17 protein-coding genes are annotated in these 26,815 nt (G+C 56.0%); 10 read left to right on the plus strand and 7 right to left on the minus strand.

Annotated elements, in window-relative coordinates:
• The coding region (locus EKD05_RS27240) for a hypothetical protein (protein ID WP_205703968.1) at positions 1 to 254 on the plus strand (254 nt) is incomplete at its 5' end.
• Here the strand turns inward: EKD05_RS27240 and EKD05_RS17185 are convergent.
• The 4 genes from EKD05_RS17185 to rpsL all read right to left on the minus strand — a co-directional run bounded on the left by EKD05_RS17185 (position 230) and on the right by rpsL (position 4,325).
• Positions 230 to 1,147: a class I SAM-dependent methyltransferase gene (locus tag EKD05_RS17185; protein WP_129674963.1), complete on the minus strand. Its 918-nt coding sequence runs from the start codon at positions 1,145 to 1,147 to the stop codon at positions 230 to 232. The two genes, EKD05_RS27240 and EKD05_RS17185, sit on opposite strands and share 25 nt — an antisense overlap.
• A 6-nt stretch (positions 1,148 to 1,153) precedes the next feature.
• Complete coding sequence (fusA, locus tag EKD05_RS17190; protein ID WP_129674965.1) at positions 1,154 to 3,262, minus strand: elongation factor G; 2,109 nt, start codon at positions 3,260 to 3,262, stop codon at positions 1,154 to 1,156.
• Between the two features lie 87 nt (positions 3,263 to 3,349).
• Positions 3,350 to 3,823 carry a 30S ribosomal protein S7 gene (gene rpsG, locus EKD05_RS17195; RefSeq protein ID WP_129674967.1) on the minus strand — a complete coding sequence of 158 codons (474 nt, stop codon included), beginning with the start codon at positions 3,821 to 3,823 and terminating at the stop codon, positions 3,350 to 3,352.
• Between the two features lie 67 nt (positions 3,824 to 3,890).
• Positions 3,891 to 4,325, minus strand: a complete 435-nt coding sequence (gene rpsL / locus EKD05_RS17200; protein ID WP_129674969.1) for a 30S ribosomal protein S12 — start codon at positions 4,323 to 4,325, stop codon at positions 3,891 to 3,893.
• Positions 4,326 to 4,637: 312 nt separating this feature from the next.
• Between rpsL and EKD05_RS17205 the strand changes: the two genes are divergently transcribed.
• Positions 4,638 to 6,815, plus strand: a complete 2,178-nt coding sequence (locus EKD05_RS17205; protein WP_129674971.1) for a (Fe-S)-binding protein — start codon at positions 4,638 to 4,640, stop codon at positions 6,813 to 6,815.
• Between the two features lie 83 nt (positions 6,816 to 6,898).
• Here the strand turns inward: EKD05_RS17205 and EKD05_RS17210 are convergent, their stop codons facing one another.
• Both EKD05_RS17210 and EKD05_RS17215 read right to left on the minus strand, forming a co-directional pair.
• Entirely contained in the window at positions 6,899 to 7,198 is a 300-nt protein-coding gene (locus tag EKD05_RS17210) for an RNA-binding protein (protein ID WP_129674973.1), read from the minus strand.
• 732 nt (positions 7,199 to 7,930) lie between these two features.
• Positions 7,931 to 9,961 (minus strand): S9 family peptidase, encoded by a 2,031-nt coding sequence (locus tag EKD05_RS17215; RefSeq protein WP_240695829.1) that lies wholly within the window; start codon positions 9,959 to 9,961, stop codon positions 7,931 to 7,933.
• 314 nt (positions 9,962 to 10,275) lie between these two features.
• On the opposite strand from EKD05_RS17215, the gene EKD05_RS17220 reads away from it, so the two are divergent.
• The 7 genes from EKD05_RS17220 to EKD05_RS17250 all read left to right on the plus strand — a co-directional run bounded on the left by EKD05_RS17220 (position 10,276) and on the right by EKD05_RS17250 (position 21,776).
• Positions 10,276 to 10,944 carry a helix-turn-helix transcriptional regulator gene (locus EKD05_RS17220; protein WP_129674977.1) on the plus strand — a complete coding sequence of 223 codons (669 nt, stop codon included), beginning with the start codon at positions 10,276 to 10,278 and terminating at the stop codon, positions 10,942 to 10,944.
• A 358-nt stretch (positions 10,945 to 11,302) separates the two neighbouring features.
• Positions 11,303 to 12,535, plus strand: a complete 1,233-nt coding sequence (locus EKD05_RS17225) for a hypothetical protein (protein ID WP_240695830.1) — start codon at positions 11,303 to 11,305, stop codon at positions 12,533 to 12,535.
• Positions 12,536 to 12,538: 3 nt separating this feature from the next.
• Positions 12,539 to 13,789, plus strand: coding sequence for an ABC transporter permease (locus tag EKD05_RS17230; RefSeq protein ID WP_129674981.1), 1,251 nt, complete (start codon positions 12,539 to 12,541; stop codon positions 13,787 to 13,789).
• Positions 13,790 to 14,102: 313 nt separating this feature from the next.
• Positions 14,103 to 15,959 carry an ABC transporter ATP-binding protein gene (locus EKD05_RS17235; protein WP_240695831.1) on the plus strand — a complete coding sequence of 619 codons (1,857 nt, stop codon included), beginning with the start codon at positions 14,103 to 14,105 and terminating at the stop codon, positions 15,957 to 15,959.
• 9 nt (positions 15,960 to 15,968) lie between these two features.
• Positions 15,969 to 17,780 (plus strand): ABC transporter ATP-binding protein, encoded by a 1,812-nt coding sequence (locus EKD05_RS17240; RefSeq protein WP_129674983.1) that lies wholly within the window; start codon positions 15,969 to 15,971, stop codon positions 17,778 to 17,780.
• A 179-nt stretch (positions 17,781 to 17,959) separates the two neighbouring features.
• A complete protein-coding gene (locus EKD05_RS17245) occupies positions 17,960 to 20,779 on the plus strand; it encodes a helicase C-terminal domain-containing protein (protein WP_129674985.1) in 2,820 nt (939 codons plus the stop codon).
• A 13-nt stretch (positions 20,780 to 20,792) separates the two neighbouring features.
• Positions 20,793 to 21,776, plus strand: coding sequence for a DUF368 domain-containing protein (locus EKD05_RS17250; RefSeq protein WP_129674987.1), 984 nt, complete (start codon positions 20,793 to 20,795; stop codon positions 21,774 to 21,776).
• A 74-nt stretch (positions 21,777 to 21,850) separates the two neighbouring features.
• On the opposite strand, the gene EKD05_RS17255 is transcribed toward EKD05_RS17250, so the two are convergent.
• A complete protein-coding gene (locus tag EKD05_RS17255; protein WP_165360779.1) occupies positions 21,851 to 23,059 on the minus strand; it encodes an AGE family epimerase/isomerase in 1,209 nt (402 codons plus the stop codon).
• A gap of 290 nt (positions 23,060 to 23,349) precedes the next feature.
• Here EKD05_RS17255 and mmuM point away from each other — a divergent pair, with 290 nt between their 5' ends.
• Positions 23,350 to 24,285 carry a homocysteine S-methyltransferase gene (gene mmuM, locus EKD05_RS17260; RefSeq protein ID WP_129674992.1) on the plus strand — a complete coding sequence of 312 codons (936 nt, stop codon included), beginning with the start codon at positions 23,350 to 23,352 and terminating at the stop codon, positions 24,283 to 24,285.
• The last annotated feature ends 2,530 nt before the right edge of the window (positions 24,286 to 26,815 follow it).

Below are 26,815 nucleotides of genomic sequence, written 5' to 3' on the forward strand. Positions count from 1 at the left end.
GTCTTGCCATGGTCTACGTGCCCAATCGTGCCGATGTTGACGTGCGGCTTCGTCCGCTCGAATTTCTGCTTCGCCATAAACTTGATACTCCACAAGGTTTTGAGGTAGTGCTGGCCACCACCCAACGCTATTTCACTTTATCTCGACCAGAGGGGGCCAAACCCCTCACTTTTCAACCACTCACACCCACCCAAGGACGTGAAGAAGAAAACCCTTTGCCGACACATCACTACAACAGGCCAGACTGCAACTGATGGGGATGGAGCACATCCGACCAGCAGGCATAGAGGGCAGTGGGCAGCAAGCGCCCGGAGCGTTCTTCGCGGAGGGTCAACTCCCCGGCGCTTGTCGAACCTGAACGCCGACCAAAAGCTGCCGTCACCAAATTGTACAAAGTCAAGGCGGACACATTGGTCGCATAAGCATTGAGCAACAACCCAAGAGATTGGTCACTCAAGAGTTGCGCACACTGCGCAACAAGTTCAGGCAAATGCTCATTCAGGCGCCAGATTTCGCCTTTGGGGCCACGGCCAAAGACGGGAGGATCCATTACAATCAAGTCATAGTGGTGTCCACGACGAATCTCGCGTGCAACAAACTTGCCAACATCATCAACGAGCCAGCGAATTGGCGCTGCTTCGAGGCCAGAAAGGCGTTGATTATCCTGAGCCCACCGCACAGCTGGCTTAGACGCATCGACGTGGGTCACTGCGGCACCGTGAGTTGCGGCATAGAGACTCGTCAAACCGGTATAACCGAAGAGCACAAGCACCGACGGTCGAGGGCTTCTGGCGAGCACATCGGCGAGCCAGGGCCAATGAGCGCTATGCTCGGGGAAGATTCCGGTATGACGAAACGGGGTTGGGCGAACCCAGAACGCTAAATTGTCATAGTGCAACGGCCACTGTTCAGGCAACTGACGGCGCGCAACCCAGTGACCGGGGGTATCCTCGCCGCCGCGAGCTTTCGCAAAGGTTGCATCAGCGCGCAACCACTCTTGTTCGGTCAACGTCACCGGCCAGATCGCCTGGGTATCGGGCCGTACTAGGGTATAGGAACCAAAACGTTCGAGCCTGGCACCGCCACCTGTATCAAGGAGGGCATATTCCCGCCAGGGTGGCGGTGCCAGCAAATGCAACTCAGGCATGCGTACTCAACTCGCACTTCGCTTTTCGATAATCTCTTTCGCTAGCGCGTCGGGCAACGCCTCGTAGTGATCGAACTCCATCGAGGAGGTTGCACGGCCCTGGGTCGCAGAACGAAGGTCGGTGGTATAGCCAAACATCGTTGCGAGGGGCACATAGGCTTTGACAATCTGCGCATTGCCACGTGCTTCCATCCCTTCAACACGGCCACGGCGCGAGTTCAAATCACCGAGCACGGTTCCAAGGAAATCCTCGGGGGTTGTCGTTTCGACCTTCATAATTGGCTCAAGCAACTGAGGGCGGCCCTTACGAACACCGTCCTTCAGCGACATTGAAGCAGCAATCTTAAAAGCCATTTCGGAGGAGTCAACCTCATGGAATGACCCATCATAGAGGACTGCTTTGAGGTCAACCACAGGGAAGCCGGCCATGACACCGGTCTGCATGGCCTCTTTGATCCCCTGTTCAACGGCGGGAATATACTCACGAGGAACAGTCCCACCGACAATCTGGTTCACAAACTCAAAGCCAGTGCCCGGCTCTTGTGGTTGAAACTTAATCTTCACGTGGGCAAACTGACCTTTACCACCAGTCTGGCGAACAAAGCGGGTCTCGATATCAGAAGCTGTGGTAATCGTCTCGCGATACGAAACCTGGGGCTTGCCCTGATTAGCTTCGACCTTATACTCACGGCGCATACGGTCAACAATCACCTCAAGGTGAAGCTCACCCATCCCCTTAATAATCGTCTGACCGGTTTCCTGGTCGGTATAGACACGGAAAGTCGGATCTTCCTCACTGAGACGATGCAGGGCAATAGCCATCTTATCCTGGTCAGCCTTGGTCTTGGGTTCAATCGCCAACTCAACAACCGGCTCGGGGAAGCGAATACTCTCGAGCACAATTGGCTTATCGGGATCACAGATGGTATCGCCGGTAAAACTCTGCTTGGGACCAACCATCGCCGCGATATCGCCGGCATAGACCGTATCAATATCTTCGCGATGGTTTGCGTGCATCTGCAAAATGCGTCCAAGGCGCTCACGCTGACCGCGGGTACTATTGAGGACATAGCTCCCCTTCTCGATCGTGCCAGAGTAGACCCGGAAATAGGCCAACTTCCCAACGTAGGGATCGGCAACAATCTTGAAGACCAGGCCAGAAAACGGTGCCTCATCGGTAACCTGGCGGATGATCAACTCAGCGTCTTCCTCACTTGGCACATGGCCGGGAAGAACCCCCTGAATGGCAGGGCGGTCAAGGGGCGAGGGCAGATACTCGACGACGGCATCGAGCAATTTCTGCACACCCTTATTTTTCAGTGCCGCGCCGCAGAGGACAGGAACGAGCCTACCTTCAATCGTAGCCTTACGAAGGCCGCGCTTCAGTTCTTCAACGCTCAAATCCTCGCCCTCAAGATAGAGCAGCGTCAACTCATCATCGGTTTCAGCAATCATCTCAACGAGATCAGCACGTGACTTCTGGGCTGCGGCAAGCAAGTTTTCGGGAACATCAACTTCTTTAATGTCCTTGCCAAGATCATCGTCATAGATAGTAGCGCGCATCGTGAAGAGATCGATAACGCCCTTGAAGGTATCTTCAGCGCCGATGGGCAACTGAACAATAGCTGGCTTTGCACCCAGGCGATCAACAATCATATCAACACAGCGCTCAAAGCTTGCGCCGGTGCGATCCATCTTATTGACAAAGCAAACGCGGGGCACACTATACTTATCAGCCTGACGCCAGACCGTCTCAGACTGAGGCTCAACCCCGGCGACCCCATCAAAGACCACGACGCCACCATCGAGGACACGCAGCGAGCGCTCGACCTCAACCGTAAAATCAACGTGGCCGGGAGTATCAATAATATTAATCCGATAGACTGTCTCACCGAGCTTCCACTGAGCCGTAGTTGCAGCGGAGGTAATCGTAATCCCGCGCTCTTGCTCTTGGGGCATCCAGTCCATCGTCGCGGTTCCTTCATGAACCTCGCCGATCTTATAGGTGCGCCCGGTATAGAAGAGAATGCGCTCGGTTGTTGTCGTCTTGCCCGCATCAATGTGGGCAATAATCCCAATATTTCGCACTTTATCAAGTTCGAACTGGCGTGGCATACCGTCCCCTACTCCTAGGTCAGGCGAGCATATCGCCGCTTATAGGACTCACAGCAAGCATCAGACAGGAGAACCTCTGTTGAGCGCTTAGAGCCGTCCATAATGGGCAAAGGCACGATTGGCCTCAGCCATCTTATGTACATCTTCTTTACGTTTAATCGTCGTCCCGGTATTGTTATAGGCATCGACAATCTCATTGGCGAGGCGCTCGTGCATCGGGCGACCACTACGAGAGCGCGAGGCAGTCAAGAGCCAGCGCATTGCGAGGGCATAGCGGCGGTCGCTCTTGACTTCAACAGGCACCTGATAGGTTGCGCCGCCAACGCGCTTGGGTTTAACCTCAATAGCGGGACTGGCATTGCGTAGCGCAATCTCAAACACCTCAAGTTGCGGCTTCCTGGTACGCTCAGCGGCAATATCCAGCGCATCATAGACAATGCGCTCGGCGACGCTCTTTTTACCGCGTTCCATCACCTTATTGATGAACTTCTGCACCAGCACACTATTGTAGCGTGCATCAGGTGGCGGGATCCGCTTTTCAATATTTCCACGACGGGGCATAGAATTTCCTCAATGCTTATAGCTTACAGATCAGGCAACTGCGAAAGCTGTCAGGCCGTACAGCACATTAGCGTTTCTTGCCAATAGGCTGAGCATTCTTCTTGGTACCGTACTTCGAGCGGCCCTGTTTACGACCATTCACCCCCTGGGTATCGAGGGTACCGCGCACGATATGGTAGCGCACACCTGGCAAATCTTTGACACGGCCACCGCGGATCAGCACCACCGAGTGCTCTTGCAGATTATGGCCCTCACCAGGGATATAGGCTGTCACCTCGATCTGGTTAGACAGGCGGACACGGGCAATCTTGCGCAGAGCCGAATTCGGCTTCTTGGGTGTCACCGTGGCAACCTTGGTACACACACCACGCTTCTGAGGTGAACCCTTGCCACGGGTCAACTTGCCCTTCAACGAATTGTACGTGAACCGCAGTGCAGGCGCCTTGGTCTTCTTCTCGACCGGCTTACGCGGTTTCCGTACGAGCTGATTAATAGTTGGCATCCAGCACTCCTACAGACTAAAGCTCGCTCATCAGCATCCAATGTTCAGACAAAATAATATCCGAGCCCCGTATCTGGTCATAGCATAAGCTACGCCTTAGAGTGGGCCGGTTTGACACACAAAGGACTATTCAGCGCGTGCCATGGCACGGCGATAAGGGAGTATACCATTTTGCAGGGGGGTTGTCAAACGAGGAAAGCGTACAATATTCACTACCAATTGTTGCAAGAGTAATCATTGACGCAATATAGTGCAAATGTTATGATAAGCAAAATTTGCGTGCTGCCAAGGGAAGAAAGGCCTGGCTGCGTTATGGATGAACCAATTATTGTTGCGATCCGTGAGATCTACTGGAATGTAGATCGTTTTGGCAAACTGGCTCCCATCTTTCTCTATGGTCTAATCCTAGTCACATCAATTGTAATGACCTGGGGTATTTTGCGTGATCTTGGGCGCTGGCGTAAAGGGCGTCCTGATGGACGGATTGACCAACTTCCCGGGCGTACCGTCGAGTTTCTAGCTCAAGTCTTTGGACAAAAGAAGGTACTGCGTGATCGTCGGCCAGGGATGATGCATGCCCTGATCTTTTTTGGTTTTCTAACCCTCTTTATTGGGACCGACATTATTGCGGTTGAAGAGGATTTTACGTTGCCGATGATGGGCGAGGATGCAGGCAAGATTCTTGTCGGCACGTTTTATCAGAGCTACGAATTCATTATGGATACGCTAGGGCTTGTTTTTGTCGCAGGTCTAAGCTGGGCTGCGTGGCGACGGTATCGGATGAAAGAACCGCGCCTTGATAATCGGCGTACCGACGCGTGGGTGCTATGGGTTTTGCTCTTTATTGGCATTGGCGGCTTTTTGATCGAGGGGCTGCGCATTGCCAATCAAGAAATTGGCGGCATTCCAGTCTACGAGCAAGCGTGGGCGCGCCTGGCATATGTCGGCTTTGGGCTAGCCATTGTCTTCAAAGCCATCGGGCTAGGGGATGGCAGTGCCATCGGGCTCAACCTGCACCTTCTGCTCTGGTTTACCCATGCGGCAGCGACGGGCGCCTTCATTGCGACGCTACCGTTTAGCAAATTCAAGCACATCTTCTACACCCCGCTCAACACCTTCTTTCGTGACACAGCGCCACGCGGTGCGCTTGAGATCATTCCGGCGCTAGAAGCGGAAATCGAGAAGGACGAGCCCCGTCTGGGGATTGCAACGCTGGGCGATCTCAGCTGGAAGCACCGACTCGATCTTGATGCATGTATGCGCTGTGGGCGGTGCCAAGCGGTCTGTCCGGCGCATGCATCGGGGGCCGATCTTTCACCGAAGTATATTATTACCAAGTTGCACGACTTGATGCGCGAAGAGCCGATCCATTTCAAAGATGGAACCGTCAAACTCGTCACGCAGCTTGAAATGGATGGACAAGAGGGTGAAGAGGGCGGCAAGGTAACGATTGATAACGAGCGGGTACCTCTATACGAAAACCTCTTTACCGAGAATGAACTGTGGAGTTGCACGACATGTTATGCGTGCGTCCACGAATGCCCGGCGATGATCGAGCATGTTGACGATATTGTGGGCGCACGGCGTCACCTGACGATGATTGCGAGCGAAGTACCGCAAGGGGTCAAGCGCGTGCTCGAGGGCATTGAGCGCGCTGGCAACCCGTGGCGCTTGCCAGCGGGTGAACGGACAGCCTGGGCTGAGGGACTGGATGTCCCAATTATGGCCGAGCAAGAAGAGGCGGAGGTACTCTTCTGGGTTGGCTGTGCACCGAGCTACGACGAACGCAGCAAACGGGTCGCACGAGCCTTTGTGCAACTATTGCAACAAGCCGGCGTTAACTTTGCCATCCTTGGTGACGAAGAGACGTGCAACGGCGATCCGGCGCGACGCATGGGGGAAGAATTGCTCTATCAAGCCCAGGTAGAGCAGAACATCGAGACGATGAAGCAATACAAATTCAAGACCATCGTCACGACATGTCCCCACTGCTTCAACACGATCAAGAACGAATATCCTCAGTTCGGTGGTGGTGCGGGCGTTGACTATGACGTTATTCACCACACCGAATTTCTAGCACGGCTGGTAGCCGAGGGCAAACTGAAGCCAGTGAAGCCGCTTGGCGAAAAGGTTGTGTATCACGACCCGTGTTACATCGGGCGTTACAACGACATCTATGATGCACCTCGTGAGCTTCTGAAGAGCATTCCGGGGCTTGAGTTGGTCGAAGCGCCGGATCGCAATCGCGAGCGGTCGATGTGTTGTGGTGGTGGTGGTGGCAATGTCTGGCTAGAGGGTTGGGGGAAAGAGCAGGTCAACTACATCCGGCTAGAGCAGTTGACCGAGGCACAACCAGCGACACTAGCGATGAGTTGCCCATTCTGCATGGTGATGTTTGAAGATGCCGCCAAGAACACTGGGCGGGATGAAAGCCTACGGCGGCGCGACATTGCAGAATTGCTCCTGGAGGCACTTGAGCCTACGGTATGAGGGAAGAAGACACATAGACGCACAGAAGGCCAGCAATGCTGGCCTTCTGTGCGTCATCAGGTTGAATGTAGAGGGAAGCTAGCTTAATAGCGGCGATTGCCAAAACCCCCACTATCACGACGGGGGCCACGCGGGCCGCCTTTATCTTCAGCTTCATTCACACGAATAGGACGCCCCCCGATCTCAAGGCCATCGGTGTCACGGAGCACCTTGGCAAGATCCTCAACTTCGATCTCAACAAAACCAAACCCGCGCGAGCGCCCGGTATCACGATCATAAATAACGCGAGCACTCTGCACCGAGCCATGCTCACGAAACACAGCTTCGAGCTGCTGATCGTCAATACCCCAGGCGAGATTGCCGACAAAGAGCTTTACTTGCATTCCGATCCCACTCCTGCGTGCCAGGCTAGACCGTGACACACTGCACCGGCAAGGGCAAGCGCCCCTGCGTTCATCAATTCGGGCGACACGTCGAAGCAATGCATTGAGTCACTTCGTGGAGAAAGGTTGTCAAAACAGGCAAACCTTACGAAACGACTCGGTGGAAAGGCCGACACGCACGATCTTCATTGTTCGTGTGCGATGGCCTAGCTAAGCAAACGCCGCGGGCTGCACCTCGGTCAGGGAGGCACATGCATTCAGGGAGACGAAACCCACTGCAAAGGAGGCTCTTGCGACATCGTGACGCTGTTAGATATGGAAAGTGTACCACACACATATCACTTTGAGAAGCCCCCATGATGACTTTCAGGCAAAAATTGTACAAATAGTACGAGAGGACATCTATCTAGACGATAGCATCAAAAGGTATCATGAGGAATTATTCTTTTTGCAATTATTGATTTAGCATACTAGAGCCAACCTAACGAGTTTATGAAAGCATTTACGTGCTTGGTCGCGGCGTGGCCGTGAGCAAGCACACAGTACCTTCACAAATACGTAAGACCAGAGAAAGGCTTTGGGGAGATATGATCATTTTCGGGGATTATTTGTGCGATATGTCACAGATTTGGCGATCTACGTCCCCAGGGATCGCTCCTTTGCGCAAAAAACAGCCCGTGTCGTGGGCTGTTTTTCGAGCGAAGCAGGGGATTTAGGGAATATACTGGCGGATTAACAATAGCGGTCAAACCAGGCGAGGGTACGGCGCATATGGTCAACGCGGTGGGCAGGTTCACCGGTGCGGGTAAGTTCGTGGCCTTCACGGGGGTAGCGCACGAGTTCAACGACTTTCTTCTGGCGACGGAGGAAGGAAAAGAGTTGTTCGGCCTCGCTGATAGGAACACGGTAATCGCACTCGCTATGCAAAAGCAAGAGCGGGGCAACTATTTTATGGGCGTGGGCAAGGGGGGAATGAACCCACAACTCTTCGGCCATTTCCCAGGGATAGCCATTGAACTCAATCTCGATCAACTCGTGGGCATCGGAGGTAGAGGGGTGAGAGATGAGATTGTAGACACCGCGGGCAGCTACTCCACAGACAAAACGATCAGTATGAGCCAACAACCAGGCGGTCATATAGCCACCATAGGAGCCACCGGTAACAGCAATGCGCGCAGGATCAACGCCCCCGCGGGAGAGCATGGCATCAACCCCTGCCTCGATATCAGGGGCATCGGCATAGCCCCAATTGCCACGGATGGCATCGCGCCACTGTTCGCCATAGCCTTCGGAGCCACGTGGATTGCAAAAGAAGACGACATAACCTGCGGCGGCCATCGTTTGCCATTCGTGCCACATCGAACGGAAAGCCGGCCCCCACATCGTATGCGGACCGCCGTGAATCGAGACAATCATCGGATGAGGGTGATCGGGTTGCCAGGCAGGGGGATAGAGGGCCCATCCCTGGACTTCCTGACCATCAGGGGCCAAGTAGAGGATTTCGTGGAGTGGTACCACGATACGCTGGTCGAGGTAGGCCTGATTGAGTGTAGTCAACTGGCGCTCGGTGCCATCGAGGAGCCGCAAGAAGAGTTCACCGGGATGCGCGGGGCTACTAGCGAGAAACGCGATTGTACCATCACGGGCGACATCAAAGCCATTGACCATGCGCAACCCGGGGACAAGGGTTATGCGATTGCGGTAGGTCGGTGTACCAGGCAAGCCAAGGCTATACAGATGCTGATCACCGCGCCAGTTAGCCGTAAAGATGATGCCCTGGCTATCGGATTGCCAGCGGAACTGTTCCACATTGAGATCGGTATGAGCGGTCAAATCCTCTGGTTCGCCGCCCTCAGCAGGAATGATAGCGACCCGGTTGCCATCGGCGAGGAGTTTCTGCTCATCGAGGCAGAGAAAAGCGATCATCCTGCCATCAGGCGAAGGTTGGGGATCGAAATAGGAAAAGCCAGGTTTGGTAAGAATGATGGGTTGAGCACCACTGAGGGGAAGGCGGAGCACATCATAGAAAGCGAAGAGCGAGTCAGCCTCGGGATCACGGGTCGCGGTCGTGAGCAGGCTCTGGCCATCGGGCATCCAGGTAGGGGAGCCAAAGTGGATATCGCCATCGGTGAGGCGACGTGGCCGGGGAAGTTGTTCGACATCATCAAGCGGCACATCAATGACATAGACGTGGCGGCGACGGTGGTCAAAGAAACTGGCATCACTACGATAGGGCAGGCGAGTGATCACCCGTGGATCGATGCGCTGGTCTTCTTCATGACGCCGCTGCTCACCGGCTCGCTGTGCATCCCAGGCGGTAGCGGGCGCAGGCGAGGGTTCATCGTGCTCACGGGCACGTTCTTCTTCACTGACAGGGGCAAGAAAAGCAATCTGGCGACCATCAGGGCTCCAGACTGGATCACTGGCACCATTGGGCATAGCCGTGAGCTGCTGAGCCTCACCGCCGGCGAGTTGAAGGCGATAGAGTTGCCCATGAGGATCATCGCGACGCGAAACAAAGACCAAACTCTGACCATCGGGGTTCCAGCGTGGTTGATAATCGAACAGCCCGTGGGTAAAGCGGCGTGAGTGTCCAGTTGCAACAGAGGTAAGCAGAAGGCGACGGTGGTAGCGATTCTCGCGCTTATCGATCGTCACCTGAACCGACACAATCGACTGACCATCAGGACTGATCCGAACATCTTCAAGCGATCCAAGTGAATAGAGATCTTCAACAGTTATGGGAGTGCGCTGAGTATCCACAGAGCATATCCTTACACAAGAGTTACGATGGGACAGTAATCCTATGCATGCGATTGTACCATATCTTGAGCGTCTGTCACTACCTGAGCATCAAAAACAAACTTGACAAGTAATTTTATTCGGATTATACTCAACCTGTTGTGTATTCTACAGATATATGGCGACAGAAAAGACAACTTTTAAGTATCTAAGCAGAGTACTCTAACAAATTCTCAAACGAGCAACTTTCTTAAAAGCTTGTAGTCACAATAATCCCAACATAATCTACAAACCTGTCAGGAGGAGATGACATGTCTATGCAAGGAATAATCGGTATGGAAGAGCCTATTGCAGTCTTGTTATTTCACAGGGCGATGAGCAGAGGCCAGTCGTTAAGTGATTTTGCGGAAGAAGTAGGGATTGGAACAATCTCATTGCGGCAATTTATGCTGGGCAAAACGACACGGCCACGTGAACGCACGATGGAAGCGCTCAGCAGCGTGCTGGATCTACCCATAGAAGAGATACGGCAGCGTATGGGGCGCCAGCCAGAGGCGGCCCCACCGTTTGGAGCATGGCTGAAGGCAGAGATGGAAGGGCGTTTTTCGCGGTCACGGTTGAACCGTGAGGCGAAGATCAGTGATGGTGCGATGCGCAACTATCTAAGTAATCGCACCTTACCGGATGCCGATCAGGCACAACGGCTCGCCGAAGTACTGGGAGTTGTGCCTCTTGAACTCGCACGGATCATTGTTGCCAACCAATTTGCCGAGGCAGGCATCGTACTGATGAACGGCCAGATGGTGGCCCCGATCAATAATGAAGCCGTGGTAAGTGCCGAAGGAGCGGTTGTTGCGTGGGCCGAGCTTAACGGATCAGGAGCAAAGCCAAGCGGTCAGGAACTATCGAGTGACGAAGTGCAACTGCTTGGCCTATGGCGACAGTTGCACCCGCAGGCAAAACGAGCAACGCTCGGATACTTGGCTATTCTCGCGAGCGAATAAGATGCGCAGATCCGCATGAGGGGTGGTCCGCGTCAAAGGGTTTCACCAGATGGCGTCAAACCGCCCTGAGACCCGGGAGGGTGTCTGGGTGGCGGGCGGCTTCGTTGCGCCGTCGGAAACCTGCCAGGTGTGCGCCACCGCGATCCTTGGGGGAACGGAGCGGTGTCCCGGCGCACACCTGGCAGGTTGGATGCCATGTGGCAATAGAGCGCACGGGAACACCCGTGACCGAGCAGGTGAAACCCTTTGAGGGGTGGATCGCTTGTATCTCTAGGGCATAACGACGAGACACCTGATGGACAAGACTTGCGCCTGCGCTTGACTCCTGGTACGATGCCTCAGCCTAATGGAGGAGGCTATGCGATACGTGAAACCTATGCGACTTATGATGAGCATCATCGGCTTGATGCTGCTCGGTGTTACGATGATCGTGTTAAGCGGATGCACGACGCAACCACTGCTTGGCGAGGTGAGCCTAAGTGCAACGTCGTTTAACCCAACCGAAGCGAGTCGGCCCCTGGATATTCGTTATGCGGTAGGCCGTGACGCAACCGTTGATATTTATCTCAATGATACTGGTGGTGAGCAGTTTAACCTGCGACGCAGAGACATACGCCCTGGCAGTCGTGAGCCCTACATTTTGCGGTTTGATGGTACCGTACCGGTTGACGACCCGATGATTGTGCGGCGGATGTTGCCACCTGGAAGCTATGAACTCGTCATCGTGGCCGAGGGGAACGATGGACAACGGAGTGAGCAGCGCCACAACCTGACGATTACCGGCAATGAAATAGGGTTGCCAACCATCGAGAACCTGGTTGTCTCGCCCTCAATCATTTCGCCCAATGCCGATGCAATTGATGACATTGCGGAAATCACCTACCGACTGCCAGTGACAGCGACCGTTGACATTACAATGGCGGCACCTGATGGCGAAGTAATCCCAGTGGTCACCCGCGAAGAAGTAGGGCCATTCGAACAGCATCACACCTGGAATGGCAAACGACCGAATCAATCGCTCTTGTCGGCGGGCATCTACACCTACACGGTGCGGGCGGAAGATGCATATGGCAACATTGTGCAGCAACAGGGACAACTCGGACTCGAAGATGTCGGGCAGCCCGAGGCGCGCATTGTCGCGGCGCATATCGCCCCGCAGCGCGTCATGCTGGGAGACGTCATTACGGTAACCATGCGGGTGCGCAATACCGGCAATGTTCCGATCCGCACCTATGGCCCACCGAGCGGCTTTGCCTATACGACCGACGAAGTCTTTTCGTCGGTTGAGGAGGGGCGTTACACGGCCCAGGCGGGTGGCTTCTGGCGGGTCGGCATGGACTGGGACGCCAACAGTGGGGGTGGGCCGCGGCGCTACCCATTCCGGTGGGCCATTTCACCACGGCCAGCCGAAGAGTGGACGATCCCAGGGGTCGAAGACTTCTTGATGCCCGGCGAAGAGGTCGAGATTGTTGGACAGATTCGCATTTTGCAGCGTGAGACCCGAATGGGTTTTTATGTCGGGTTGATCCAGGATGGAGTCGGCTTCTTTCAGGATCGCACGGCACGAACAATTATCGAAGTCGGTTTTTAAACTATGGAACTTGGGGATATTCTGCGTACAGCCTTAGAGAATCTAGGGCGGCGCAAAGTACGGACGATTCTGACGTCAACCGGGGTCATTGTGGGCATCTTGACGATTGTCACAATGGTTTCGCTCGGTGTTGGCGTACAACGCGAGGTACGGGCGCAATTTGCGGCTTTAGGGCTTGAGAATGTCTTTGTCAACCCTGGAGTACAAAGTAACGACGATTTTTTTAACCAGTTTGGCACACCAAGCCGCTCGAATCCGATCACACCTGAGGTGGTTGCACAATGGGAAGCCTTGCCAACGGTGCAGGGCGTCGTTGCCCAGATCAATCTTGATGAGGTGACATCGTTGATCGAGTTTCCCAATGGCGATCTCACCTCGATACGCGTGACGGGGCAAGAAGTCTTTGCCAACCCGTTTCGGAGTGAAGCAGCGGCCCTGGCAGGTGATATTAGCCCGGTGCAACAAGCAGGGCGTGTTGTGCTGGCTGCGGGTGCGGTGCCGGAGGGTGTTGAGGCAGGCGAGCTTGTCGAACAAACGATCACGATTGTGCTGCGCAGTCCACGCGGTGAAAGTGAACGGTTCCCGCTGGTTGTTGCCGGAGTGAGCGACCTACCTGACAACGAAGTCCAGGCGGCCGTCGCTGATATGGCGACGATGAAATCGTGGTGGTTCAATGTGCCAGACTATCTGCAAACACAGGGGTACGATGTAGCGGTGGTACGGGCGAATGACGTCGCAGCGGCAGCGGTGCTTGTGCGCACCTTTCGCGACGAGGGCTACCGCGTACAATCGCTCGAACTGATCCTCGAACAGGCGAACCGGGTTTTTGCGGTGATCAATGTCATGCTTGCCTCGGTTGGCGGGTTGGCGCTCTTTGTGGCGAGCCTCGGGATCGTCAACACCATGATTATGGCGATCTACGAGCGCACACGCGAGATTGGCACACTGAAAGCGATTGGCGCGTCACGAGCGGATATTCGCAACCTGTTTATGATCGAGGCAGGGCTGATCGGGTTGCTTGGTGGAGCATTTGGGATTGTAGGGGGATGGCTACTAGGCTTGTTGCTCAACGAAGTGATTGCCTGGTACATCGAGCGCGAGCAACTGCCGATTGCGGCAACCTTCTTTGTGACCCCGTGGTGGCTGGCGCTGGCAGCACTCGTCTTTGCCGCACTGATCGGGATCGTGGCGGGGCTTTACCCGGCAGCGCGAGCGGCGCGGCTTGATCCGCTGGTGGCGCTGCGTTACGAATAAACACCGTCGGTGATCGATGCCATTTTAGCTTGCCGCTTTTGGATTGAAGATTGCCGCGCATGACGTTCACCTATGCTCTGGCCGCAACCCGAGGGCGATGGCATCTTCCGGCGGTGCGTGCCGCTTGACCGCTTGGTATAACAAGGCTATGCACGGGCAACCTCGGTTGGCCGTGCATAGCCTTGTCTAACATACGCCTTTTGGCTGATGGCTAACTCGCCCGTGTGTGCTACCCTGGCTGAGATGAGCAGGTGATGGGCCCGGTTGCGCTTGGCGAGGCTGCGGTCGCGCTCTTGCAGATAAGGAGAAGGTTTTGCATCAGCAGAGCGAGTTTACGATTAAAGATGCCTATCAGTACAACCATACAAGTCGGTGGCAATGGATTGTCGCACATGTGATGCGGTACAAATGGCTAGCGCTGGTGACGATAGGCTGTTATGTTTTGGCATGGATTGCCTATGCAGGTGCGCAGGTATTTATCGGACGTGCCGCCGAAGAAATTCTGCAGCCGAGTGCCGCGCAGGCGTTGCTGGTGCTGGCGCTGATCATTATGGGTCTGCTGGCGCTCGATGGCATTTCGATGCTGATTGGGACGCTTGCCGCTGAAACGGTGGCATCGCACTTCGAGGCCGATGCACGCCAGGAACTCTATGCGAGTCTGCTGGGGAAGAATAAGGCGTTTCATGATCGGCAGCGGGCTGGCGATATTATGGCACGGGCGACCGACGATACGCAGCAGTTGAGCAGCATGATCGTACCCGGATCGAGCCTGATTTTTGAGACAATCCTGGGGATTCTGATTCCGATCACGTTTATCGCGCTGACACGGCTTGAATTGGCACTAGTACCGCTCGGATTTGTGGCGGCCTATATTCTGCTGGCGCGCAAGCATATTCGGCGGTTGCAACCAGTGATTGACCGTCAACGCGAGCAGTACGGCACACTTAACGCGGGGCTAGAAGAGAGCCTTTCGGGGATCGAGGTCGTGAAAGCGAGCGCACGCGAGATCTTTGAGCAAGGCAAATTTCGGCGTAACGCACGGATCTTCCGCGATCTCTTTGTGCAGCAAGGCGCTATCGAAGCACGCTATCTGCCGCTGCTGGTCTATGGCATTGCGGTGGGCCTGACCTTCCTGCATGCGATGTGGCTCTATCGGCAGAGCGTGATTGATCTTGGCTCGGTCATTACGGTGATTGGCCTGATGAATGTTTTGCGGTTTCCGACCTTTATTTCGATCTTTGCGTTTTCAGTTTTTCAGGCTGGTTTATCAAGTGCGGGACGTATTCTGAGCATTATCAAAGCCGAGACGAACCTGCATGAGAATGCAACCGGATATGCGGCCCCGATGCGTGGTGCGATCAGATTTGAAGGTGTGAGTTTTGGATATGCGCGGCGGGGGGCGACGGGCACGATTGAAGCACCATCGGCAGAGGCACACACACCGGTGGCCACGCTTGAGGCGGTATCGTTTGACGTTGTACCGGGGCAGACTGTCGCCATTGTGGGGCAGACTGGCAGTGGCAAGAGTGCGCTGACCCAACTCGTGAATCGTACGTATGACGCGACGAAGGGGCGAGTTCTGATTGACGGGATAGATGTGCGTGACTGGAGCCTTGATGCGCTACGGTCGCAGATTGGCAAGATCGAGCAGGACATTTTTCTCTTCTCGCGGAGCATCGGGGAAAACATTGCGTTCGGGGCACCGGGAGCGACGCAAGACGAGATTGAAGTCGCCGCCCATGCTGCTCAGGCGCACGAGTTTATCATGAGTTTTCCCGACGGCTACGCGACGGTTGTGGGGGAACGGGGCGTCACGCTTTCGGGGGGGCAACGTCAGCGCATTGCGCTTGCACGTGCCTTCCTGAGTAATCCGCGCATTCTGATCCTGGACGATAGCACGAGTGCGATTGATAGTGCAACCGAGGATCAGATTCAGCAAGCGATCCGCAAAGCCCAGGAGGGTCGCACCGTGCTCTTGATCACCCACCGGCTCTCACAGATCCGCTGGGCCGACCAGATCCTGGTGCTTGACAGTGGGCGGTTGGTTGCAGCAGGCAGTCACGATGAACTACTACGGTGCTCGCGTCACTACCGACGGATCTTTGCCCGGTTTGAGGTTGATCTGCCGCCACTCGAAGATGAAGCGACGCCAGTGCGGCGCGCCGCATAAGAGGAATCCATGGGTTTTATTTTTGATGGATTAGATGCAGAAGAATACGACCGTAAATACGGCGACAAGATTCTGGTCAAACGGATTCTGAGCTACTTTCGGCCTGAAGCGCCGAAGATGATCATTGCTGCCGGGATGATTATTGCAACTGCGCTGCTTGATGCGGTGATACCGATCTTTATTGCGCGGAATCTTGATAGTCTGCAGCCTGACACACCCTTTACGCAACTGGGCCTGGTTGCCCTGGGCCTGGTCGCGTTGGCATCAACGTCGTGGGTCTTCAACTTTATCCGTCAGACGCGCTCGTCGCAGGCGGTCGGTGCGGTGGTACTCAAGCTGCGCGAGGATGCCGCCGACGCCGTGTTACGGCGTGATCTCTCGTTTTACGACCAGTTCCCGACAGGCAAGATTGTCAGTCGGGTGACGTCGGATACGGCCGCCTTCTCGCAGGTGATGGTGCTGACGATGGACTTGATGAGTCGGGTTCTGCTCGTTGTGGTGCTGCTGATCTATCTGGCGACGATCAACCTGCAGCTGACGCTCGTCTTACTGGGCCTAGCCCCGTTTATTGTCGGGGCTGCGCTGGGTTTTCGTGCGCTAGCGCGGAGAACGATCACCGCATCACGGCGGATGAATGCGACCGTGAGCGCCCATGTGCAAGAGACGGTGAGCGGCATCGGGGTCGCCAAGACCTTTCGGCAAGAGCCAGCGATCTACAACGAGTTTGTGCGGGTCAACAATCAGAGTCGGCGGGTGAATATGCGCACGCGCTACACCTTTAGCAGCATCTTCCCGTTGCTCAACATCCTGGCCGGCATTGGCACCGCGCTGCTCGTCTATCTTGGGGGCTTGCAGGTACAGGATGGCGGGCTAACACCAGGCGAATGGTTCCTCTTTATCCAAGGTTTGGCCCTCTTCTGGTTCCCGCTGACAAGCATTGCCTCGTTCTGGAGTCAGTTCCAGCTTGGTCTAGCGGCAGGCGAGCGGGTCTTTGCCCTGATTGATGCCCAGCCAGAGGTCGTGCAACGAGGTGATGTGCAGCTACCGGAACTAAAGGGGGCGATCCGTTTTGCGCATGTCAACTTTGCGTACCGTCCAGGTGAGCCAGTTCTGCGTGACTTCAACCTGATGATCCGGCCGGGCGAAACGATTGCGCTGGTCGGACACACGGGGTCGGGCAAGAGCAGCCTTGCGCGGCTAGTGGCGCGGTTTTACGAATTTCAAGAGGGCAGCATCACGCTTGATGGCACAGACATCCGGACGCTGAACCTGGCAGCCTACCGAACACGCTTGGGCATTGTCACGCAAGCGCCGTTTCTCTTTGATGGAACGGTACGCGAAAATATCCGCTATGGGCAACCGGACGCCAGTGACGAAGCGGTGCGCGCCGTGGCGGAGCGTGTCGGTGGAGGCGACTGGATCGCGGGGTTGCCAGAGGGCCTGGAGAGTCAGGTTGGCGAACGGGGAGGGAGCCTCTCGATGGGGCAACGGCAGCTTGTTGCGCTCGCGCGGGTGTTGTTGCAGGATCCAGCGATCTGCATTCTTGATGAAGCAACGGCGAGCATTGACCCGTTGACCGAGACCTTGATTCAGGAAGGACTAGACGAAGTTCTGGTGGGGCGGACATCCATTGTGATTGCCCACCGACTGAGCACAGTACGGTCGGCGGATCGCATCATTGTGCTGCGCAAAGGTGCAATCATTGAAGAAGGCAATCACGACCAGTTGATTGCAGCGAACGGCCACTACGCCGAACTATACAATACCTACTTTCGGCATCAATCGCTGGCTTATATTGAAGGAACGCGACGGGCAGCATAAGCGTCATTCTTTGCAAAGAAGACCGGTTTTTTGACGCAACGGCGCAACGGCGCAAAGGGTTTCACGTTTGCGCAGAGTAGATTAGGGTATAATGCAGCCTGGACTTGCCCATCTTTGCAGGTAAGTCTAGGCTGCATTTCTATGCCATAAGCACAGGATCTGGTGACGGAAAGCTAGCTATGAACGAGCGCATTTATGTGGCGGTTGATGTTGAGACAACAGGGCTGGTTCCGGGGACGGATGAACTGATCGAAGTCGCGGCGGTTACCTTTCGTCGTCATGAACTGCTCGACACCTACAGCCAGCTTGTGCAACCGCGCCAGCCGCTGCCGCTGAAGATCACCCGTCTGACGGGCATCGCACCCAAGGATGTAGCCGAGGCGCCCTTCTTCAATATGATTGGAGGGGACTTTGCGCGTTTTATCAAGAGTTACCCGATTGTGGGGCACTCGGTAAGTTTTGACCTGAGCATGCTCCGTGCGCAGGGCATGAACTTTACACAGCCGACGTATGACACATTTGAACTAGCAACCCTGCTAATGCCACAGGCACCGATCTACAAACTAAGCGCACTCGCCGAGCGGATCGGTGTACCGCACCCTGATGCCCACCGTGCGCTCAATGATGCGATCGTCACAGCGCATGTTTTCAACCACTTGCTTGGTCTGCTCGAAGCGCTGAGTCTCGATGCCTTGAATGAGATCATGCGATTGATCAACAAGATTGACTTCTCGATGCGCGATCTCTTTGAGCATACGCTGCGGGAGAAGACACGGAACGCCTTTTTTGAGCCAGCGCTGCCAGGGCGGATACAGCCACCCCCAACGATCTTTGACATAGCACCGCCGCCAGGCTCGGGTGAGCCACAACCACTCAAACCCACGGGTGACGCACGTCCGCTTGACTATGATGAGATTGCGGCCTTCTTTGCACCAGACGGCCCACTCGGGCAACAATTTCCCGGCTACGAGCCACGAGCACCTCAGGTACACATGGCGCAGGCGGTGGCGGAAGCCTTCAACCTAAGCGAACCATTGCTCGTTGAAGCGGGCACGGGTACCGGGAAATCGTTGAGTTACCTGATTCCCTCAGTCTTTTTCGCCACTCGCCGCGGCGAGCGGGTTGTCATTTCAACCAATACGATCAACCTGCAAGATCAACTCTTCTTCAAAGACCTCCCGGCCTTGCAAACGATCATGGCCGCGAGTAGCATGCCTCCCTTTACGGCCTCACTGCTCAAAGGGCGCGGCAACTACCTCTGTCTCAAACGGTACTACGAAATGCAGCGGAGTGAGAACCTGAACCCAGACGAGGTACGGATGTTGCTCAAGGTTCAACTCTGGGTTCCTACGACCGAGAACGGGGATAAAGCCGAGTTGCTGCTGATGGATCGGGAAAACGGCGCGTGGAATCGGGTCAACGTCACGCCCGAGACATGCATTGGCTCGCGGTGCCCACATTTTCGCGAATGTTTCTTTTTCAAGGCGCGGCGTCAGGCCGAAGCCGCGCATATTCTGGTGGTCAACCACGCATTACTGATTGCCGATCTCGCCGCGCAAGCGCATGTCTTGCCGCCGTACGCGCACCTGATCGTTGACGAAGCCCACAACCTGGAAGATGTCGCCACGGATCAACTGAGTTTCAAGGTCGATCAGGCGGCCATGCTGAAGTTTCTCGATGATATCTTTCAGACGGGCGGAGCGCAGGTTGTCAGCGGCTTGCTAAGTGAACTGCCGGCGGCGTTGCAGGCGGGCGTGGACGAACTTGTGGCGAAAAAGATTGCGCAAGCGAGCGACTTGATCCGACCGGCGCTGGTACGGGCGCGCACCGCAGTGTACGAATGCTTCAACCTGTTGAATGCCTTTGTGATCCGGGAAGGGCAGGATAACCAGTACGACCCACGCCTGCGGCTTACTCCGGGCATTCGCGAGAAGGTGGCGTGGCAAGAGGTACAAGTCGTCTGGGCGAACATGACCGACATCCTGACGGTCATTGGCACAGGGTTAGCTCAGATCGAAGAGCAACTGCGCAATCTGGATGCGAGCAAAGTCGACGGATACGAGGAACTGTTGCTCCAGGTCGAATACCTGGGGCGGTTTGCCGTAGATGTACGGGTCAAGACCGGGCATATCATCTTTGGTGACGAAGCGATCATTGCCTGGTTGACGCTGGATCGGCAGCGCGACACCCTGACCCTAACGGCGGCACCACTGAGTGTTGCCGACATGCTGCAGGCCCAACTCTTTGCGCAAAAAGCAACGAGTGTGCTTGCCTCGGCAACGCTGACGATCGAGGCAAACTTTGAGTTTGTCAAAGATCGGCTAGGGTTACCTGAGGCCAACGAACTGGAGCTCGAATCGCCCTTCGACTACGAAAAACAGGCGCTGGTCTATATCCCGAGTGACATCCCCGAACCGAATCAGCGAGGATATCAACAGGCGATTGAGCAGGCGCTGATCGAACTCTGCACCGTCACAGGTGGGCGCACACTGGCCCTCTTTACCGCGAACAACGCCCTGCGTCAGACCTACCATGCGATCCAGGAACCACTAGAAGCCCAGGAGATTGCGGTACTGGCGCAGGGGATTGATGGCAGTCGGCGGGCGTTGCTCGACCGTTTCAAAGAATTCCCACGCACAGTCTTGCTCGGCACAAACAGTTTCTGGGAAGGAGTAGACGTTGTTGGCGACGCGCTCTCGGTGCTCGTGATTACAAAACTTCCGTTCAGCGTACCGAACGATCCAATCTTTGCAGCCCGTAGCGAGCGCTTTCAGGATCCGTTTGGCGAATTTTCGGTACCGCAGACGATTCTGCGCTTCAAGCAAGGCTTTGGGCGTCTGATCCGGAGTCGCGAAGATCGGGGCATTGTGGTCGTACTTGATCGCCGGTTATTGAGCAAGAAATATGGTCAGCAGTTCCTCGACTCCTTGCCAAACACCCGCGTGCGTACAGGGCCGTTGAATCAGTTGCCGGTGCTGGGGGAGCGGTTTTTAAAATAATGGAGTTAGCTACATGAATTCTGAAGATACAAGTCCACGTCGGCCTTTTTCTGCGCTACGCCTCTTTTTGACCGGGTTTGCGATGGGCATTGCCGACCTGATCCCAGGGGTATCGGGCGGGACAATGGCGTTCATTCTTGGGGTCTACGAGCAATTACTCGATGCGATCAAATCCTTCAATGTGCGCCTGTTGCAGCTGTTATGGCAGCGTCAATGGCGTGAGGCGTTTGGCCAGGTTCCCTGGATGTTTCTCATTCCGCTCGGGCTGGGCATCGGGGGTGCCATTATTTCCATGGCACGTACGATGCGTTTTTTGCTCGAGAATTACCCGGTCTACCTCTTTGCTTTTTTCTTTGGCTTGATTCTTGCCTCGATTATCGCTGTTGGTGTAACAGCACGCTGGACCCCGGCAACCCTGGCAGCACTCGTGGTTGGTACGGTTGCCGCGTTTATTATTGTTGGCCTGGTGCCCCTCAACATGCCAAATGATCCATTGACCCTCTTTTTAAGTGGCATTGTTGCGATTATGGCGATGATTTTGCCAGGCATTTCAGGTTCTTTTATTTTGCTTATTCTCGGGCAATATGCCTATGTGCTCAATGCTGTTTCAGAGTTCAACCTCTTGGCAATCATTCCGCTGGGGCTCGGAGCCGTCGTCGGTTTGCTAGGGTTTGCGCGCATCTTAAGCTGGTTGCTGAAGCATTATCATGGGGTGACAGTCGCGGTACTGGTCGGCTTTATGGCAGGTTCATTGCGCAAAATCTGGCCCTGGAAAGAGGTACTCGAGACGATGCTTGATCGTCACGGTGAAGTTGTGCCACTGCGCGAGCGGAATATTTTGCCCAATTTTGCTGGCCCAGAATTCTGGATCGCCCTGCTGCTGGCAGTGATCGGCTTCTTCTTACTGAGTTTCATTGATCACCTACAGACCGGAGCAAACCCAATCTTCCGTTGGATGGGGCCTCGGCGAGGAAGCAAGCCTGTTGCGTCGCCATAAGGAAATCTTTTGATCAGACCACAAACGCCAGCTAAGCTGGCGTTTGTGGTCTGATCAGCAACAACGGCTTCGCTCTAACGCATGCGCCGCAATAATTCCATGCAAGCACGAGGGTGTTGATAGGCCTGTTCGTAGATCCCCACTTTATAGCGATCAGGCAGGGGAGTACCGTCGAGCGCCAAAGATTTGAACCAGTCACCATGCACCCGATCAATGAAATGGTCTTCGATATAGAACCAGATATTAGCCGCTGCCTCGGCGAAGCAGGCTTCGCCGGAGAGTTGGAAGGCGGTATACATCGCAATCAGGGTTTCGGCTTGAGCCCACCAACTTCGTTCAACGCTATTGGTGACCGGGCGCACCCCACCATCAGGGTCGAGGCCATCTTTATAGACAGCACTGGCAAGCCCCAGGGCCGCTTCGCGCACCCGTGCCTGGAGGTCACGGTTACCCTGCACGGCGGCAGCCTCAACGAGCAACCAGCTACTTATACTATCGTGGCCGTACGAAATATTGCCAGTCAGGGGCCGCCAGGTTGTATCAAAGCTAAGCCGTAGATGGCCCGTCGCTGGATTGATGCCTCGCGTCAGGATGTTTTCGATCATCGCACGCTGGCGCTCGCGCAGCAGGCTATCGTCCCAGATGCGCAAGAGATTCGTGTAAGCTTCGAGCAAATGCAGCAGCGTCGGCATCGAAAGATAGCCGTAGTTCGAGGTATAGCGCTCATCTTCCCAGACCGGCACATGCCAGGTACGGTTGGAACCCTCACTATAGCCATTACAGAGCGGATTGTAGATACTCGCCTCGATCAACTGGAAGATTTCTTTGGCAAGCTGCAAACTATTGGGGTCGCCGGTTGCGCTATGATGTTCGGCCAGGCCATACACTGCCATCGCTTGCGCAACGGTCGTCTTGCGCGTATCGAGCGGTCGCCCCCACATATCGACCGTCCAGAAGATACCACCATATTCTTCATCCCAGAAGGCGAGGCGCAGATAACGGAACGCTCGACCGGCCATTTCGAGATATTCGGGGCGACGGTAGGTGCGATAAGCAGCCGCAAAGATCCAGAGGATCTGCGCACAAATCAACGCCACGCGTGGAACTTCGTTGAGTGACCGCAGATCACGGGTGACCGCACCATAAAAACCGCCACGCGGACGATCAACGACACGGTACATCCAAAAGGGCAAAATATTGCCCAGCAACTCCTCTTCAATTTTATGACGCAAGAATATGCGCTGCAGGCCTGGCGCTGCCCGGGTTTGCTCTATTTCAGACATGGGGCTCTTCTCCACTCCACCAGGACTTGTTTGTTTTGGGGGCAGTTCGATCAGACTGTAGACCATACTACACCTGCGGATGCATGCCACGTTGCCTTCATCACATTGCCTACCTGGGCTAACGAAACTGATTAGATAAAGACTTGTCCTCTTCCAGCATACACGCTCCGGTTTCAAAGAACTTGCTTTGTACTATCCGTACTATAATAAGGGCAAGGGTTTATGCGATATAAGTCCCTGCGGGGCACCGCTGGTTCACCAGCATCAGCGTTTTTCTTGGGGAGAGACGGATGGATCCTATTGCGCACATGCTTCAGATGCATCCTTTTCTGGTGCTTGATGGAGCGATGGCAACCGAACTTGAGCGACGCGGCTGCGACCTCAATGATCCGCTCTGGTCGGCCAAGATCTTGCTTGAGGCACCGGAGTTGATCCGGCAGGTTCACGCTGACTATTTTGCGGCCGGGGCTGATGTGACGATTACGGCGAGTTACCAAGCGACCTTTGAGGGCTTTGCCAGCCGGGGGCTTGAACGGGCGGTGGCCGCTGCGTTAATGCAGCAGTCGGTACGCCTTGCGCTTGAGGCCCGTGATCATTTCTGGGCCAACCGTGGCAACCGGGTGGGCCGTTCGCGCCCGCTCGTGGCTGCGTCGGTCGGGCCATATGGTGCGTTTCTCGCCAATGGCGCTGAGTATCGTGGTGACTATGGGTTGAGCGAAGAGGCCCTGATGGAGTTTCATCGGCCACGTATGGAGGTGCTCGCGGCCGCAGGGGCCGACCTCTTCGCCTGTGAAACGATCCCCTGTCTCACCGAGGCGCGTGCGCTGGCGCGCCTCTTGCCCGAATTTCCCGAGATGTGGGCCTGGATCAGTTTTACGGCACGCGACGAGAAGACGATTGCGCAAGGTGAGTCTTTTGCCGATTGTGTGGCCCTGCTCGAAGCGTACCCCCAAATTGCCGCTCTCGGCATCAATTGCACGGCCCCGCGCTATCTCAACGGGTTGATCCGTACGGCCCGCCGCGTGACGACACGGCCCATTGTGGTCTATCCAAATTCGGGTGAAGAATACAAGGTCGCATCACGGTCGTGGTCGGGGGAGTGTTCAAGTGCCGATTTTGGGGCACAGGCACGTACCTGGTATGCGCTCGGGGCACAACTCATCGGCGGGTGCTGCCGGACGACGCCTGACCATATTCGAGCGGTGCGGTCGATCTTGTATACATAAAAGGTGACGCCCTGGCCGTCGGGAAAGGCCGGTCCCTCGGCTGTCGGCTTCGCGTTGACACCAAGGATGGGGGCAAGAGCATCGGCTTCGTCTGCGGCAAAATAGCCCGAAAGCAGGAAGATCGCGTCGGGCTCCGCTGGCTCTGAGAGCTCTGCCCCCGCAAAGCTCTGCACGGCCAGGCCGGTGGTGAGAAAGGCAAAGACCGGGTCGCTGCGCACAACTTCGGGGACATAAACCTGGGTTGCGAGCGTGCCGCCGTTTGCTTCGGCAAGCTCACGGACATGCGCGCCCATCTGGCTCTGCACCGGGTAAAAGACGAGAAAGACTTCGCGCTGAGGCGGCATGAGCACAAAATAGACGGTTGCATTGAGCGCAAGCACAAGGGAGACCAGCGTTGCGCCAACACCCTGGGTTAGCCACCGCAGTCTGCTTGCGGCAGGCCAGCGTTGCTTCAGGCTCTGCCAGAGGGCGACCCACCCCACTGCGGCGATCATGAAGGCAAAGGCCGCCGCTGAAAACCCACGCAAGCCGTGTGGCCCATTGACAGCAAGCGCGCTCGGCACCAGGCCAAGCGCCAGAGCCCCCGCAAGCATCAGGCTCCGCCAGTCAAGTGGATAACGGAGCAATCCGGCAACCCCGAGCAGCATCCCGATGCCCGTGACATAGTCGAGCATCGGACGCCCCGGGGCGTGATGACGCCCATTCAAATCGCCTTGGCCGTGAAACATCAACAGATGCTGCCGCAGGGTTGTGTCAAGCATACGCAGCGGCGGTTCGCCAAGCCGGGCTTCTTCACTCAAGAGAAAGACCTGGCTCACCCGGTCGTTAAAGGCTTCGGGCTGATTGAAGGCATAGAGTAGCAACGGCGTCACAGTCAGCAACAGGCCCACCGCTGCCGCCAGGCTGCCCACCAGCCACCCGCGCCATGCCCGTGGCGCACGCAGCAGCAAGAGCAGCGCGAGCCACGCCGCGATGATCGGGGCCATCCGCCCTGTGTGGTAGGTCTGCACCGCTAGGCCAAGGCAAACCCCACCGAGCAAGCAGGCGAGCAAGGCACGGATGCGTTGACCAACCGACAAGGCTGTCAACTCTTTCTCTGCAGCGGCGGAAGGCTGAACGCAAAGCCCCCAGCCAAGCAACCAGAGGCCGCTGAGGGTCAGCAACGGATCAAAGACGGTGGGAAAAGCGAGGCGACTGACGGTGATGTGCCAGCTAGAAACGGCGAGCAAGAGTGCCGCGAGCAGGCCAATGCTGCGACGGCCACTCAGCCAGGTGGCAAAACCGTAGAGGGGCAAGACGGTCAGCGCACCGGCGAGACCACTGACAACGCGCATTGACCAGAGATTTTCGCCCCAGAAGTGCAGTGCAAGCGCAAAAGGGTAGAGCCCGAGCGCCGGCATGTTGACGCGGTCGCTAGCGATGTAGATCGGGCGATAGTCGGCGTAGTCGCGGATTAACTGGGCAAACATGCCGTGACGCGCCTCATCACGCCACAGGCCAAAGGGCAGTTCATCAAGTCGATAGAAGCGAAGCCCAAGGGCAAGCAGCAAGGTCAGACCGAGCAACACCAGGGCATATTTCCGGGAAAGATCGGGGTCTCCCTGCGTCCAGAGATCCTTGCCGAGCCCATACGGGCCACCGGCCATCAGCATAAGTGCCACGAGCGCCAGGATCAACCCGCCGGCGACACTGAGTTGCGTATTGAGCAGACCAACCGCCACGGCAAGCAGCGCCATCGCTGCGATCAGGGTCAGCACACCAGACGCCGACGCGACATTGGGCTTATGAAGCGGGCGGGACACCCGCGCTCCCAGGATGGGGAGAGTGCTGACGGACACAACAGCCAACAACAGTGTAGCCGTGCCAAGGATCCACGGCGTGGGCGGGAGCGCCCAAGCAAGACCCGAAGGATCACGGAAGGCCCAGACAAGCAAGAGCGCGCCGCCGACCGCGCTCACCAGACTCGCCCGCTGCCAGAGATGGCGGCGTTGACGCGGCAAGAGTAGCGCATCGAGCCAGGCAATGGCAGCAACGACCAGTGCGAGCATCCAGGTCAGCCACGCTGCGCGGGCAAACGCGGGCGTCTGGATGCCACCGATGCGTTCAAGTTGAAGGGCGGCGACAGGCACGCCAAGGGGTCGAAAATCAAGATCATCGGCGGTGACACCGGGATCGCTGACGGCTGTGACCAGGTTGAGTGGACGAGCCACGCCCGATGTCGTCGCAACGGCATCAGGGGGCAAGAGCAGCGTATAGGTACGCCAGCCATCCTGCACATCAAAGCGCGCAACCTCGACCTCAGCCTGTTGCAAGACCACCGATGGGGTTCCCTGGGCAAGCAAACGCTCGCCATTGAGGCGCAGACGCAGGAACGATGGCGCAGGCGTCGCGCCGTGCAAGAGCAAGCGAGCCTCGGGGCCACTCCAGCGAAAGGTTTCACCAGCCCCAAATTCGGGTTGATAAAAACCGCTGATAAAGCGGCTATCGCCAGGCTCACCAAGATCAACAAAAAGCGGCGGTGCGAGGCGCA

Origin of the sequence: Candidatus Chloroploca sp. Khr17, from assembly GCF_004138165.1 — a bacterium.
In the GTDB taxonomy this organism is placed as follows: domain Bacteria; phylum Chloroflexota; class Chloroflexia; order Chloroflexales; family Chloroflexaceae; genus Chloroploca.